Consider the following 14,947-nt stretch of genomic DNA (forward strand, 5'->3'; position numbering starts at 1 on the left):
CCTTAATTTTCATTAAGGCTTTAGAGTTTCATGACTCAATGTTAACTGACCGCCTCGCTAGCAATCAAACTGACAATATGGTCACCATAGACTTTGACATCATCCCAATCTGTATAATCAATCACACTTGTCGGATCGGTTGGTCCATCGGTCATCTTCATGATTAGGCGAATCGCCAAACTGTCGTACCAAGTCCATGAAGGGTAATTGACTTTACCAGGGATGATTTTCACATCTTGTGGTTTCCAAGGTGAAAGTTCCATGAACTTTTGTAGGTATTTGTTGTTTTCAGGAATGCGTTTTTCAGGCTTGCGCGCCACTACGTTTACACAGAAAAAACTGTTCGGCTTGCTACTTAGCTCAGTTTGATAACGACTAACAAATTCAAATACCGACTTATGATATGAACCATAAAGCACACAAGCACCAAGTGCGATTGCATCATAGCTATTCCAATCAATATCAGCATGATTATTATCAAGAATATTAACGACATCGCACTGATGGCCACTCAGAACAATTTGCTCAGCTATCGCGCGACTGATTTGGGCTGTATGCCCGCCTCTTGAGTAATAAATCACTAATGTTTTTGCCATTTGCACACCGATTGTTGCTCTATTGGAATATTATTGTGGCAAAAAAAGGCGATTCAATCGTGCTCTTTGATCACAAATTAGAAACGTCTCATATAATTGAATGATAAAATTGAGATCTCGGTTAGCCAGCAGTATGATGCCTGTTAGGTGACAAATTAAATGTATTGAGTCAGGTAAGGTATATAGATGTCTGAAAATATTGATGTAGATTCGATGTTAGGCAATGCCGAGATGGCAGCTAAATGGCTTAAAGCAATTGCCAATCCATATCGTTTAATGATTTTGTGTTTGTTGCTGGATAAAGAGTTAAGCGTGACAGAGCTTAATGAAACCGTGCCACTAAGCCAATCAGCCTTATCACAGCATTTAGCCGTCATTAGGGCTCAAGACTTAGTCAACACACGCAAAAGCTCTCAAAATGTCTATTACACTCTAAAAAACGCTGAAGTTACTGAGGTGATTTCCATTTTACACCGCTTGTATTGCGCCAAATAACACAACTCACAATGCAGGCTATTTCGGCACGCTTACTTGAGTGCTAAAAAGCCTTTTGCGAACTCATCGACCTTATTCCAATCCGTAAACTCATAGGTGCCTGAGGTATCTGTGGGGCCTTTGGTCATCCACATGATGAACCGAATCATAACTCTATCGATAGTGCGGTATTTAGGGTAATCGATTTTCCCAGCAAATACCCCTAACAACTTAGGCTGCCATTTGGTAAGCGTTAGGAATTTTTGCATATAAGGATTGGTGTCAGGGGTATTTTTTTCAGATTTACGCGCCACAACATTGACCGTGAAAAAGCCACTTTTAGCTCGCTCAAGTTCGGTTTGATACTGGGTAATAAATTCAAATAACTGCGGGCGATGCTTACCATAACGAATACTCGCCCCAATCAATATCTTGTCAAAATCAGCAAGTCTGCCAGCCTGAGAAAGTTCATTGGCTTGAGCTAATGATACAAGTTCAACCTGTTCCTCAGCATTAACGACAACTGCCTTGATCGCTTCACAAATAGCGCGAGTTTGACCGTCCACAGTGGAATAGATTATCAGATAGTTCGACATGTTTTTCCCTGTCATTGATGTGGTAAACCTAGTTCTTCCAGAATGTAGGCGTAAATAAGACCAGTAAAGTAAACACTTCCAGCCGCCCAAATAGCATTGCTAAAACCAATACCCATTTAGCGCCATCGGTAACACTCGCATAGTTACTCGCCACATCCCCCAAACCAGGTCCCAAATTATTGATACTCGCTGCCGTTGCACTAAATGCAGTGATGGCATCCATATCCATCGCCATCAATAACACCATACAAATAACAAACACTAACGCATAAGCAGAGAAGAATCCCCACACCGCATCGACAACCCTATCAGGTAATGCTGACTTTCCTATTCGAATTGAATACATTGCCTTTGGGTGGATTAAGCGCTTCATTTCACGAGAGCCCTGAAGCAACAATAAAACAAAACGAATGACTTTCATCCCGCCACCAGTAGAACCAGCACATCCGCCAATAAAGCTTGAGAAGATTAATAAAATAGGCAGAAATAAAGGCCAGGAATGAAAGCTCTCAGTGCCAAACCCTGCAGTGGTCGAGATAGACACCACTTGGAAGAAGGCATAATCTAAGGTTTGTTCTGGCGTGTCATAAATACCTGAGCTATATAAGGTAGCAAAACAAATTGCTGTTAGTGTCAGCTGAATACCAATTAACGCTTTAAACTCAGCATCTCGAAAATAAACTTTAAAATTAATCCCTCGCCAGCTAAAAGCGGCAAAGTGCAAACTAAAGTTCACTGCAGCAATCAATAAGAAAACAGCACAAATTACGTTAATTAATGGGCTATCAAAGTAGCCAATACTGGCATCGTGAGTTGAGAATCCACCTATCGCAATGGTCGAAAATGAATGACAAATGGCATCAAACGCCCCCATACCAGCAAAATAAAATGCTGTTGCACAAGCAACGGTAAGCAGCAGGTAGATGTACCATAATGCTTTAGCTGTTTCTGCAATTCTGGGTTTCATTTTACTGTCTTTTACAGGGCCTGGAATTTCAGCTTTATACAGCTGCATCCCACCAATTCCGAGTAAAGGCAAAATCGCGACAGCCAGTACGATGATACCCATGCCGCCCATCCATTGTAGTAGGTGCCGGTAGAATAAAATGGCTTTAGGCAAGTCATCAAGCCCCACAATCACGGTGGCCCCTGTTGTTGTTAGCGCAGAAAAAGACTCAAAGAAGCTGTCAGTCCAACTAAGATTAGGTTCGGTTGAAAATATAAAGGGCAGCGACCCAATTGACCCCAGTACCGTCCAAAACATCACAACAATCAAAAAGCCTTCACGAGTACGTAAATCCCCTTTTTGTCTGCGGTTGGGGTACCACAATAAAAACCCGAGAAATAAACTCACGCAAAATGCCTGAATAAAAGCAGTACCGCCACCATCTTTATAAAGAATGGCAACTAATGCTGGCGGCAACATAGTGATAGAAAATAATCCCATCAATAGGCCGGTTATTCTAATAATTGTTTTATATTGCATGGATTACTTTTGCACTAGTTTGCATAGTATTGGTTCTTAATTGCACTTATTATTCTGCTGGTAACGTTATATTCTGGCATACTTTTTAGCCCCATCAAACGTTAAACTTTGCTTTAAGCTGACCTTGGGTTTGTGTCGCTAATTCGCGATTAAACTCTTGATGAAAAACTTTGGCGATTTCAAACTCAATTTCAATCTCTGCCAAAAATGATTTATTGATGATAACCCCATCAAATTGATTTATCAGGTATTCAATATTATTGAGTTGCGAGTAACTGCAGATTAATGATGACCGGTAACGAATGTATTTGGTTTCGGTAGTTAGCTGGGTTAACCCCGATTTAATGCCGGAAGAATAAGCTCTAACCAATCCACCAACACCTAGCTTGGTTCCACCAAAATACCGAATAACAACCGCGCCTATTTCACCAATATCTGAACCTTGAAGCGTTGCTAACATAGGTCTACCAGCACTGCCTGCAGGTTCACCGTCATCACTACTGCCAATAGCAATGCTGTTAGAAGGATCAGCTGCCACATACGCATAACAATAATGGTTAGCACCAGGGTATTGCGCCTTGAGGTTAGTAAGTGCACACTTAAGCGCTATTTCACTACTGCAATGAAATAGTACAGTAATGAAACGGCTATGCTTTATATCTTCTTCAATCGTTAATGTTTGATTGGGAATTAAGTATTGTTCAGTCAACCAGTCCAAGCTCTCGAGTCATATTTTCATTACGATCTTGGTGAACAATAACATTATCTTCAATTCGAATACCGCCGAATGGTCGCAATTCATCAATCGTATTCCAATTTATTTGTGTATGGCGTTGATCGTTTTTTAGCTCCGCCAATAATGAATCAATAATGTAGATCCCAGGTTCAATGGTGAATACTTGGTTCGCTGCAATCTCACGAGTACAACGCAAAAATGGATGGCCTTCTGGAGTTGGAATATGAGTGCCACGCTCATCATGGGAAAAGCCGCCCATATCATGAACTTGAAGCCCTAACATATGCCCCAATCCATGAGGGAAAAACACATTCGTTACGCCTTGTTCCACAAGACCTTGAGCATCACCCGATGCAATATCAAATTGCAGCATTAATTCAGCTAATTTGGCATGTGTGGTTAAATGAAGGTCGGTGTACTTAACACCCGGCTTCATCATATCGACAATGGCTAGCTGCATCTTATTCATTTCTACTATCAATTCGTAAAAACGGTTTTTCTCAAATGAATAAGTACGCGTAATATCTGACGCATAACCATTATAGTTAGCACCCGCATCAATTAAAAAAGACAAACGAGGCGATGGAATTTGATGCTCAAGCGCAGTGTAATGCAAAATCGCAGCATTTTGGTTTAGCGCGACAATGTTGCTATAAGGCACTTCATTTTCAGTTTGGCCAATCGCAGATAAATATTGCTGCTGGATTTCAAACTCACTACCGCCATTATAAAAAGCATTTTTTGCCGCTAAATGCCCTTTTACTGCAATCTGGTTAGCACGACGTAAACACTCCAATTCATACTGGGTTTTATCGGCACGGTGGTAATGCAGATAATTAAGTACAGAATCAGGATTACGACGACTCATCCCCAACACTTCAGCTACATCAAGATGCTCGCCTAAATAGGCCCAGTCAGCAATATTGTTTGGCAATAACTCAGCAACCCTATCGGCTTTGGTTAATAATTTAATATCAAAATGCTCTGCCCAAAAATCAGTCGGCTCGTCACTCACTTTGTGCCAAAAATCCACGGGGCGATAAAAAATCAGCGTTGGTTTATCTATGCCATTGGCCACAATCCAACAGTTAGGATTATCTAAAATGGGCACCCAAGCCTTAAATTGTGGGTTCACTTTAAACGGGTAGCTTAAGTCATCTAAAAACTGACGATGAGCTTGGCCAGAATGTATCACTAACCCCGCGAGATTTTCGCGACTAACAATCTCGGCAACCCGACGATTTAATTCTGCAATGTGAGCATGATAAAAATTAGCTAGCTGATCCATTTTGGCTATCCCTGTGATGTTATTTTTCATGTTTGACAACTTGTGAAGTGTATCACAAAGGACAAAATGGCCTCTAGCAGATAAATATTTAAACGGACGTTTAAATTGAGTGTTGTAATTTATTTCATTTCGTCGCACACTGTTTGGCAACTGGTCAAATGATGGCCGTCGCTGCTGTGAAACAAAGCTAGATAACAACACAGTAATTGTGATGTGGAAGTCGCTTTTAGCAAAAAGGAAGCAAGCAATGATCTACCAAAGTCCTACAATTCAAGTAGAGTTATTAGAGGATAACATTGCCAAGTTGTGCTTTAACGCACCAGGCTCGGTAAACAAATTCGATAAAGAAACTCTTTCTTCATTAGATGCAGCTCTTGAGAGCATTAAACAAGATGCTAGCATCCAAGGTTTATTACTCACATCAGGTAAAAGTACCTTTATTGTCGGTGCAGATATCACTGAGTTTCTAGGGTTATTCAAACTGGATGACGCCACATTACTTAGCTGGGTTGAACAAGCCAGTGCCGTGTTTGATAAGCTAGAAGATCTACCGTTCCCAACAGCATCTGCAGTTAACGGGTTTGCACTTGGTGGTGGTTGTGAAGCCATACTTGCTACTGATTTACGTATTGCTGACACCAATGCTCGTATTGGTTTACCAGAAACCAAACTTGGGTTAATTCCTGGCTTTGGTGGCACAGTGCGTTTACCACGTGTAATCGGTGCAGATAACGCCCTTGAGTGGATTACCACAGGTAAAGATCAACGCCCAGACGCAGCTTTGAAAGTTGGCGCCGTTGACGCCGTTGTTGCACCCGAGAATTTAGAGGCAGCAGCGCTTCAAATGCTAAAAGACGCTATTGCCGAAAAGTTAGATTGGCAGTCTCGTCGTAACCGCAAACTAAAACCACTGACCTTACCAAAAGTTGAAGCGATGATGTCATTCGCAACAGCAAAAGGCATGGTATTCAAAGTGGCAGGTAAACACTATCCTGCACCTATGATGGCTGTTAGTGTCATAGAGCAAGCTGCAACACTTGATCGCGCAGAAGCATTGAAGGTTGAAAACCAAGCCTTTATCAAGCTTGCGAAAACTGAAGTAGCCACTGCGTTAATTGGTATATTCTTAAATGACCAATTTGTTAAAGGCAAAGCAAAGAAAGCAGGCAAACTGGCTAAAAACGTCGACAGTGCGGCTGTACTTGGCGCTGGTATTATGGGCGGTGGTATTGCTTACCAAAGTGCCAGTAAAGGTACGCCTATCGTCATGAAAGATATTGCCCAACCTGCACTTGATTTAGGACTCGGCGAAGCCGCTAAATTGTTAACTGCTCAGGTTAAACGTGGCCGCTCTACTCCAGCTAAAATGGCTGCAGTATTAAACAACATCACTCCAGCTTTAGATTACGCACCAATTAAAGATGCTGACGTCGTCGTTGAAGCTGTAGTTGAACATCCAAAAGTAAAAGCGTCAGTATTAGCAGAAGTAGAAGGACACGTAGCTGACGATGCCATCATCGCCTCTAACACTTCTACAATTTCAATAAACTTACTGGCTAAAAGCATGAAGAAACCTGAACGTTTCTGTGGCATGCACTTCTTTAACCCTGTGCACAAAATGCCATTGGTTGAAGTTATTCGTGGTGAAAACAGCTCTGAAGAAACCATTGCTTCTGTCGTCGCTTACGCCAGCAAAATGGGTAAAACCCCGATTGTCGTTAATGACTGCCCAGGTTTCTTCGTTAACCGTGTGTTATTCCCTTACTTTGCAGGGTTCAGTGGCTTACTTGCTGACGGCGCTGACTTTGCCAAAGTAGATAAAGTCATGGAGAAACAGTTTGGCTGGCCAATGGGCCCTGCTTACTTGCTTGACGTTGTCGGTCTTGATACTGGACACCATGCACAAGCAGTTATGGCTGAAGGTTTCCCTGATCGCATGGGTAAAAATGGCAAAGACGCTATCGACATTATGTTTGAGAGTGAACGCTTTGGTCAGAAGAATACTAAAGGTTTCTACTCTTACTCTGTTGACCGTCGTGGTAAACCTAAGAAAGATTTGGACCCGACTAGCTATGAACTGCTTGGTAAAGAATTTGGTGAGCTTAAAGATTTCGAATCCGATGAGATTATCGCACGTTGTATGATCCCAATGGTTATCGAAACAGTTCGTTGTTTAGAAGAAGGCATTATTGCTTCTCCTGCTGAAGGCGATATGGGCTTAGTTTACGGTATTGGTTTCCCACCATTCAGAGGTGGTGTATTCCGTTACTTAGACACAATGGGTGTTGCTAATTTTGTTGCTATGGCAGATAAATTTGCGCACTTAGGTGGCCTATATCAAGTGACTGATGCAATGCGTGAGCTTGCAGCCAATAACGGCACTTACTACCCAGCAGCCTAATAAGCAGTAAAGGAATATCATCATGAAAAACGCTGTAATCGTCGACTGCATTCGTACTCCAATGGGCCGTTCAAAGGCTGGAGTATTCAGAAATGTACGTGCAGAAACCCTTTCTGCAGAACTAATGAAATCACTATTAAGCCGCAACAGCCAGCTTGACCCGAACGAGATCGAAGATGTCATTTGGGGTTGTGTGCAACAAACATTGGAGCAAGGCTTTAATATTGCACGTAATGCAGCCTTATTAGCTGGCATACCTAAAACAGCAGGAGCTGTAACGGTGAATCGTTTATGTGGTTCATCAATGGATGCGTTACATCAAGCTGCACGTGCCATCATGACGGGCCAAGGCGATACCTTTATCGTAGGTGGTGTTGAACATATGGGTCACGTACCAATGAACCACGGTGTTGACTTCCATCCAGGCCTTGCGAGCAATGTAGCTAAAGCCTCAGGCATGATGGGCTTAACAGCTGAAATGCTTGGAAAAATGCATGGCATCACCCGTGAACAGCAAGACGCTTTTGCAGTGCGTTCACACCAACGTGCACACGCAGCAACAGTTGAAGGTCGATTTGACAATGAAATTGTGCCAATTGAAGGTCATGATGCTAATGGCGCTTTGATTAAAGTAAGCCACGATGAAGTCATCCGTCCAGAAACTTCACTTGAGTCTTTATCAGGTTTACGCCCAGCTTTTGATCCAGCTAACGGAACAGTAACAGCGGGTACTTCTTCAGCCTTATCTGATGGCGCTTCTGCAATGTTAGTTATGGAAGAAGAAAAAGCCAAAGCGTTAGGTTTGCCTATTCGTGCTCGTATCCGTTCAATGGCTGTTGCTGGTTGTGATGCAGCAATCATGGGTTACGGTCCTGTTCCTGCAACTAAAAAAGCGCTTAAGCGTGCAGGTTTAACTGTAGATGATATGGATGTAATTGAGCTAAATGAAGCATTCGCAGCTCAGTCTCTTCCATGTGTTAAAGACTTAGGGCTAACCGATGTGGTTGACGAGAAAGTTAACTTAAACGGCGGTGCAATTGCATTAGGCCACCCATTAGGCTGCTCTGGTACACGTATCTCAACGACTTTAATTAACTTAATGGAAGCTAAAGATGCTAAATATGGTTTAGCAACCATGTGTATTGGTTTAGGCCAAGGTATTGCGACTATTTTTGAGCGCGTAGAAAGCTAACCTCTGCTGATATAATAATTGTGTAAAAAGCCGTACTTTGAACAGAAGTACGGCTTTTTTTATTGCAAGCACGACACGTGTTCCACGTGGAACAATGGGTACTAGTTCACGATTTACTAATAAAGCTAAGGTTAAGCCCTTGCAACAGTAACTCAGCAGAGTAAAATTAGCGCAATTATTGTTAGTCTGTCGTATATAAGAGTGGGTATGAGCGAAATATTTTCAACAGCGCAACATCATTTAGATGCATTAGGTTTACGTTGTCCTGAACCTGTCATGATGATCCGTAAGACAGTCCGTAAAATGGCTGAAGGTGAAACATTACTTATTACCGCTGACGACCCAGCAACAACCAGAGATATTCCAAGTTTTTGTGAGTTTATGGATCACACTCTTATTGCAAGTGACACAAATCAGACACCTTATAAATATATGATCAGAAAAGGACTTTAATCATGTCTACACTACAAGCTATCGCATACAAAACGGTAAAAAAAGGCCCAATGAAGCCCGTTTTTTGCGCGAATGTGAGTTTGCTTCGTGGTGTAGAAAACGATGTCTTTGGTCGGCCAAGCAAGCGCCAAGTAACCGTAATGTCGATAGAGCAATGGAAAACGGCATGCCAAGAAATCAACGTTAATTTAGACTGGCTTACCCGTCGAGCTAATCTATTAATTGATGGTCATGAATTTAGTGCTGCCGATGTAGGTAAAACCATTTCGATTGGTGAGCACGTTTCTCTAGTTATAACTGGTGAAACCGATCCATGCGCTAAAATGGAAATAGCTCAGCCCGGTTTAGAACAAGCCTTGTCACCACACTGGCGCGGCGGAGTAACTTGCAAGGTCGTTACGGAAGGATTAATTCAAACAGAAGATCCTGTGGTTATTGCATAACGGATTCAGCTGTAATGTATTTTTGATAATTGGTACATGATCACCGCACTTAACCTGCGGTTTTCGATTTTATAAAAAACCAAAATCATATTAACCAGTTAAGTAAGCTTACTTATACTTATTCCCCTCCATTTATTCTTTATACATAATGAGTTAACTAACCGTATTCAAACATGTTTACGCAAATTCGTTTTGTTACTCTTTAAACATTTTTTACCGTTATCACCATTAATACCCCCGACTTTCTGCAAACTTATTTCAATCCAATAATCAGCTTTTTCTGTCATCAATTGAAACAGAATAAATGTTTAGTTCTTGCTTAATTTATGCGATAAATATCATCAGTTTTATAACTCGCAAACAACACTTGATTGATAAAAGTGTAACTCCGATCAATAACGATAATCATAATAATGGATTGTGCATGTTTACCTCAAAAATAAAACCATTGTATACCGCTATTGCACTTAGTCTGGCCAGTGCATCACTTGCAGTTAATGCATCAGAAGATACAGCTAAATGGCAAGTTAATGCGCCAGAAAATGCCCCGCTTGAAAAAGTAAAAATTGATGTTGCTGAAGGTACTTGGATGAACGTCAGTGTGTCTCCTGACGGAAAAACCATCGTGTTCGATTTACTTGGTGATATTTATCAAATGCCAATTTCTGGTGGAGAAGCCAAGAAAATAGTTTCAGGTATCGCTTGGCAAATGCAGCCAGTGTATAGCCCTGATGGTAAATCAATTGCCTTTACATCTGATGAAGATGGTGGTGACAACATTTGGGTAATGGATGCTAACGGTAGTAATCCACGCCCTGTTACGTCAGAAACCTTTCGTTTATTAAACAGCCCAGCATGGAGCCCAGACTCGCAATATTTAGTTGCTCGAAAGCACTTTACCGCTAGTCGTAGTTTGGGAGCCGGTGAAGTATGGATGTACCACGTTGCCGGTGGTGAAGGTGTTAAGTTAACTGAACGCCCTAATGATCAAAAAGACTTAGGCGAGCCGGCATACTCTCCTGATGGTCGCTATATCTATTTCAGCCAAGATGCTACCCCAGGCAAAACATTCCACTACTCAAAAGATTCGGTAAAGGGCATTTATAAAATTAAGCGCTACGATACTCAAACCGGTGATATTGAAGTATTAATTGAAGGCACTGGTGGCGCAATTAGACCGACTCCAAGCCCAGATGGTACCAAACTGGCTTACATTAAGCGTGACGGTTTTCAATCTACATTGTATTTATTAGATTTAAAGTCAGGTGAGCACACTAAGTTATACGACAATCTCGATCGTGATATGCAAGAAACTTGGGCTATTCATGGTGTTTACCCAACAATGTCATGGACTCAAGATAATGAAGAAATCGTATTCTGGGCTAAAGGTAAAATCAATAAACTGAGTATTGATGATAAGAAAATAAAAAATATTCCTTTTACGGTCAAAACTGAATTAGATGTTCAGCCTTCAGTTCGTTTTACACAAAACTTAGACCAAGACAATTTCGACGTAAAAATGTTACGAATGGCTCAAGTTTCTCCTAATGGTGAAAAAGTGGTGTTCGAAGCTTTAGGGAAATTGTGGATCCGTGATATTGAAGACGGTAAACAAAAACGCTTAACTCGCCTAGACGACGATATTAATGAGTTATTCCCGCAGTGGTCAAGAGACGGCAAAAATATCGTGTTTACCACTTGGAATGATCAAGACCAAGGAACGGTGAGCATTGTCAGCGCAAAAGGCGGAAGAAGTAAAACACTGACAAAAGAGCCTGGTAAGTATGTTGAACCGACCTTTTCTCCTGATGGTAAAGTCGTTGTGTACCGCAAAGCTAAAGGTGGTTATGTCACGCCTCGTACTTGGTCTCAAGAGCCAGGCTTGTATAAAGTAGACTTAAAGAAAAAGAACAATGTTAAAATCACAGCTAATGGGTACCAACCACAATTTGGCAGTGATAATAATCGTGTATTCTTTATGGATCATGATGAAACACCTGAATTCGCATCAATCAGCTTAGATGGTTTCGAAAAACGTACCCATTACACCAGTGAGCATGCAACAGAATTTAGAGTATCGCCTAACGGCGAACACTTAGCATTTGCAGAACGTTTTCGTGTATATGTCACCCCTTTTGCAAAACACGGTGAAACAGTACGTATTAGCCCTAAAGCGACTAACTTACCTGTCACACAACTTAGTGCTCGGGCTGGTGAAAGTATCAGTTGGAACGCAGATAATAGTGAACTTTATTGGACTCTTGGCCCTGAACTTTATCAAGCAAAAGTCGATACCCAATACGCCAAAACTGATGATGAAAGCAAACCAACAGTAACCTCAATTGGTTTCACTCAAAAAGCAGATGTTCCACGTGGAACAGTCGCTTTTGTCGGTGGCAAAATTATCACTATGGAAAATGACGAAGTCATAGACAATGGCGTTGTTATCGTTAAAGACAACAAAATTGTGACTGTTGGTGATGCAAAGACAAATATTCCAAGTGGCGCTCAAGTGATCGATATTAAGGGCAAAACATTAATGCCTGGCTTATTTGATGCTCACGCTCACGGTTCTCAAGCTGATGATGAAATCATTCCACAACAAAACTGGCAACTTTACTCAGGTCTTTCGCTAGGAGTCACCGCAATACATGACCCATCAAATGACACAACAGAAATATTTGCTGCATCTGAACAACAAAAAGCAGGCAATATTGTAGGACCACGAATTTTCTCTACGGGTACTATTTTATATGGTGCAAATGCACCAGGTTATACCTCGCACGTAGACTCGTTAGATGATGCGAAATTTCATTTAGAGCGTCTGAAAAAAGTCGGCGCTTTCAGTGTTAAAAGCTATAACCAACCTCGTCGTAATCAACGTCAGCAAGTAATCCAAGCTGCACGTGAATTAGAAATGATGGTGGTGCCTGAAGGTGGTAGTTTATTACAGCATAACTTATCGATGATTGCTGATGGTCACACAACGATTGAACATTCATTACCAACAGGTTCAATTTACAGTGACATCAAGCAATTCTGGGGGCAAACAGAAGTGGCTTATACCCCAACACTTGTTGTTGCTTACGGCGGAATATCAGGTGAACATTACTGGTATGACAAAACTGACGTATGGGCTCATCCCCGTCTAAGTATGTATGTACCTAGTGATATTTTGAATGCTCGTTCTATGCGACGCACCAAGGCACCAGATGCGCATTACAATCATTTCAATGTTGCTCGCGTAGCAAATGAGCTAAATGATATTGGTATCCAGCCAAATATTGGAGCACACGGTCAACGCGAAGGTTTAGCTGCACATTGGGAAATGTGGATGTTCGCTCAAGGCGGTATGAGCAATATGGATGTACTTAAAACAGCAACCATCAACCCTGCCAAAACCTTTGGAATGGATCATCAACTTGGTTCGATTAAAGCCGGTAAATTGGCAGATATCATCGTTATTGATGGCGACCCTTTAACCGACATTAGAGTTACAGACAAAGTCACTTATACCATGGCGAATGGCAAGGCTTTACAACTCAGAAACCATGAACCTGTTAAATGGTGATGAACAAGAACGTAAACCGTTTTTCTTTGAAGACACAAAGTAAGTACGTTATGTCATAAAAAAAGGGATGTTCCACGTGGAACATCCCTTTTTAATTTCGGCAATAACAACAATTAATTATTTTCCATAACGAAAACAATCTGTTGTATGGTCGTTGACCATTCCTACCGCTTGCATGAAAGCATAACAAATTGTTGGGCCAACAAAGTTAAAGCCTAATTTTTTTAATGCTTTTGACATAGCTTCAGATTCTGGCGTTTGCGCAGGCACGTCTGACATAGAGCTAAAATGATTCACTTTAGGTTGTCCACCGACAAAGTCCCAAAGGAATGTTGAAAAGTCATTCCCGGATTCGACGAAAGCTAAATAGGCTTTAGCATTTCGAATAATTGAATTTACTTTTAAACGATTTCTAACAATTCCTGGATTTAACAGCAGTTGTTCTACTTTCTCGTCGTCAAAAGTAGCAATAATCTTAGGGTCAAAATTGGCAAATAATGCTTGGTAATTATGCTGTTTTTTTAAAATAGTGATCCAAGATAACCCTGCCTGTTGACCATCAAGACATAGCTTTTCAAAAAGCTCAATAGGATCATAAACAGGCCTTCCCCAAACATTGTCGTGATAGTCAACATAAAGCGGATCATCACTCAACCAAGCACAACGTTTTAAATCCATTTATAAGGCCCTTTTAAATTTTTAATCTCTACGTTAAAAAATAACCTACATATGCCTTAATCTACAAGGTATAATCAAAACCATTTTCTATTTTTAGCCTCAACCAGTAGATAAGCGGACATGACGACGAAACACGACGTAAAGACATTCCAGGGCTTCATTATGACCCTGCAGGAATACTGGGCGCAGCAAGGTTGCGCAATCGTTCAACCATTGGACATGGAAGTGGGTGCCGGAACATTCCACCCAATGACATTTTTACGTTCATTAGGCCCAGAGCCAATGAGCAGTGCTTATGTGCAACCATGTCGCCGACCTACCGATGGCCGTTACGGTGAAAACCCTAACCGTCTGCAGCATTATTACCAATACCAAGTCGTGCTAAAGCCTTCTCCGAGTAATATCCAAGAATTATACCTTGGCTCTTTAGAAGCTCTAGGCGTTGATATGGGCGTTCATGACGTTCGTTTTGTTGAAGATAACTGGGAATCACCAACTCTTGGTGCTTGGGGCCTTGGTTGGGAAGTATGGCTAAACGGCATGGAAGTATCACAATTTACTTACTTCCAGCAAGTAGGCGGCCTAGAGTGTAAACCTGTCACGGGCGAAATTACTTACGGTTTAGAACGTCTAGCAATGTACATTCAAGAAGTAGACAGTGTTTACGATCTTGTTTGGACTGACGGCCCTATGGGCAAAGTCATGTACGGCGATATCTTCCACCAAAATGAAGTTGAACAATCTACATATAACTTCGAACATGCTGATGTTGAAGTCTTATTTAAACAGTTTGAAGATTGTGAAGCGGCTTGCCAGAAATTATTAGCACTAGAAAAGCCACTACCGCTACCTGCTTATGAACAAGTGATGAAGGCCTCACACGCATTTAACTTACTTGATGCTCGCCACGCTATCTCAGTAACTGAACGCCAACGTTATATTTTGCGTGTTCGTACTATGGCTAAAGGTGTTGCAGAATCTTATTACCAAGCACGTGAAGCGCTTGGTTTCCCAATGTGTAAGTAGAGGTAGA

The 14,947-nt window shown here is 41.5% G+C and carries 12 protein-coding genes and 1 pseudogene; 7 read left to right on the forward strand and 6 right to left on the reverse strand.

The window, feature by feature from the left end:
• Positions 1-41 precede the first annotated feature (41 nt).
• Positions 42-596 carry a menaquinone-dependent protoporphyrinogen IX dehydrogenase gene (hemG, locus tag J8L86_RS19270; RefSeq protein WP_080914499.1) on the reverse strand — a complete coding sequence of 185 codons (555 nt, stop codon included), beginning with the start codon at positions 594-596 and terminating at the stop codon, positions 42-44.
• Between the two features lie 186 nt (positions 597-782).
• Here hemG (J8L86_RS19270) and J8L86_RS19275 point away from each other — a divergent pair, with 186 nt between their 5' ends.
• The gene (locus J8L86_RS19275; RefSeq protein ID WP_055025493.1) at positions 783-1,091 is read left to right on the forward strand and encodes a metalloregulator ArsR/SmtB family transcription factor; all 309 of its coding nucleotides are present in this window, start codon (positions 783-785) and stop codon (positions 1,089-1,091) included.
• A gap of 32 nt (positions 1,092-1,123) precedes the next feature.
• Here the strand turns inward: J8L86_RS19275 and hemG (J8L86_RS19280) are convergent, their stop codons facing one another.
• From hemG (J8L86_RS19280) to pepQ, 4 genes are all read right to left on the reverse strand, one after another.
• Positions 1,124-1,666 (reverse strand): menaquinone-dependent protoporphyrinogen IX dehydrogenase, encoded by a 543-nt coding sequence (hemG, locus tag J8L86_RS19280; RefSeq protein ID WP_211031311.1) that lies wholly within the window; start codon positions 1,664-1,666, stop codon positions 1,124-1,126.
• Positions 1,667-1,694: 28 nt separating this feature from the next.
• Positions 1,695-3,152, reverse strand: a complete 1,458-nt coding sequence (locus J8L86_RS19285) for a TrkH family potassium uptake protein (RefSeq protein ID WP_211031312.1) — start codon at positions 3,150-3,152, stop codon at positions 1,695-1,697.
• A gap of 94 nt (positions 3,153-3,246) precedes the next feature.
• Positions 3,247-3,861, reverse strand: coding sequence for a YigZ family protein (locus tag J8L86_RS19290; protein ID WP_211031334.1), 615 nt, complete (start codon positions 3,859-3,861; stop codon positions 3,247-3,249).
• Entirely contained in the window at positions 3,854-5,176 is a 1,323-nt protein-coding gene (pepQ, locus tag J8L86_RS19295; protein WP_211031333.1) for a Xaa-Pro dipeptidase, read from the reverse strand. The genes J8L86_RS19290 and pepQ overlap by 8 nt, the downstream gene beginning before the upstream one ends.
• A gap of 247 nt (positions 5,177-5,423) precedes the next feature.
• On the opposite strand from pepQ, the gene fadB reads away from it, so the two are divergent.
• The 5 genes and pseudogenes from fadB (at position 5,424) to J8L86_RS19320 (ending at position 13,279) form a co-directional block, all read left to right on the forward strand.
• Positions 5,424-7,577 carry a fatty acid oxidation complex subunit alpha FadB gene (gene fadB, locus J8L86_RS19300; protein WP_211031313.1) on the forward strand — a complete coding sequence of 718 codons (2,154 nt, stop codon included), beginning with the start codon at positions 5,424-5,426 and terminating at the stop codon, positions 7,575-7,577.
• Positions 7,578-7,599: 22 nt separating this feature from the next.
• A complete protein-coding gene (fadA, locus tag J8L86_RS19305; RefSeq protein ID WP_080914495.1) occupies positions 7,600-8,769 on the forward strand; it encodes an acetyl-CoA C-acyltransferase FadA in 1,170 nt (389 codons plus the stop codon).
• 207 nt (positions 8,770-8,976) lie between these two features.
• A complete protein-coding gene (gene tusA / locus J8L86_RS19310) occupies positions 8,977-9,222 on the forward strand; it encodes a sulfurtransferase TusA (protein WP_055025486.1) in 246 nt (81 codons plus the stop codon).
• A gap of 2 nt (positions 9,223-9,224) precedes the next feature.
• Positions 9,225-9,665, forward strand: coding sequence for an MOSC domain-containing protein (locus tag J8L86_RS19315; protein ID WP_055025485.1), 441 nt, complete (start codon positions 9,225-9,227; stop codon positions 9,663-9,665).
• A 424-nt stretch (positions 9,666-10,089) separates the two neighbouring features.
• Positions 10,090-13,279: pseudogene (locus tag J8L86_RS19320) on the forward strand (amidohydrolase family protein).
• Positions 13,280-13,353: 74 nt separating this feature from the next.
• Here J8L86_RS19320 and J8L86_RS19325 read toward each other — a convergent pair.
• Positions 13,354-13,914, reverse strand: coding sequence for a DNA-3-methyladenine glycosylase I (locus J8L86_RS19325; protein WP_065108802.1), 561 nt, complete (start codon positions 13,912-13,914; stop codon positions 13,354-13,356).
• A 120-nt stretch (positions 13,915-14,034) separates the two neighbouring features.
• Between J8L86_RS19325 and glyQ the strand changes: the two genes are divergently transcribed.
• The gene (glyQ, locus tag J8L86_RS19330) at positions 14,035-14,940 is read left to right on the forward strand and encodes a glycine--tRNA ligase subunit alpha (protein WP_055025482.1); all 906 of its coding nucleotides are present in this window, start codon (positions 14,035-14,037) and stop codon (positions 14,938-14,940) included.
• Positions 14,941-14,947 lie beyond the last annotated feature (7 nt).

The organism is Shewanella sp. MMG014 (assembly GCF_018100775.1).
Classification (GTDB): domain Bacteria; phylum Pseudomonadota; class Gammaproteobacteria; order Enterobacterales; family Shewanellaceae; genus Shewanella; species Shewanella japonica.

Excerpts from the sequence above, each read along its gene's own strand:
- J8L86_RS19275 (WP_055025493.1), top strand. The coding sequence starts at position 783 with ATGTCTGAAAATATTGATGTAGATTCGATGTTAGGCAATGCCGAGATG.
- hemG (WP_080914499.1), bottom strand. The coding sequence starts at position 596 with ATGGCAAAAACATTAGTGATTTATTACTCAAGAGGCGGGCATACAGCC.
- fadA (WP_080914495.1), top strand. The coding sequence starts at position 7,600 with ATGAAAAACGCTGTAATCGTCGACTGCATTCGTACTCCAATGGGCCGT.
- J8L86_RS19325 (WP_065108802.1), bottom strand. The coding sequence starts at position 13,914 with ATGGATTTAAAACGTTGTGCTTGGTTGAGTGATGATCCGCTTTATGTT.
- tusA (WP_055025486.1), top strand. The coding sequence starts at position 8,977 with ATGAGCGAAATATTTTCAACAGCGCAACATCATTTAGATGCATTAGGT.
- J8L86_RS19315 (WP_055025485.1), top strand. The coding sequence starts at position 9,225 with ATGTCTACACTACAAGCTATCGCATACAAAACGGTAAAAAAAGGCCCA.
- pepQ (WP_211031333.1), bottom strand. The coding sequence starts at position 5,176 with ATGGATCAGCTAGCTAATTTTTATCATGCTCACATTGCAGAATTAAAT.
- glyQ (WP_055025482.1), top strand. The coding sequence starts at position 14,035 with ATGACGACGAAACACGACGTAAAGACATTCCAGGGCTTCATTATGACC.
- fadB (WP_211031313.1), top strand. The coding sequence starts at position 5,424 with ATGATCTACCAAAGTCCTACAATTCAAGTAGAGTTATTAGAGGATAAC.
- J8L86_RS19285 (WP_211031312.1), bottom strand. The coding sequence starts at position 3,152 with ATGCAATATAAAACAATTATTAGAATAACCGGCCTATTGATGGGATTA.
- hemG (WP_211031311.1), bottom strand. The coding sequence starts at position 1,666 with ATGTCGAACTATCTGATAATCTATTCCACTGTGGACGGTCAAACTCGC.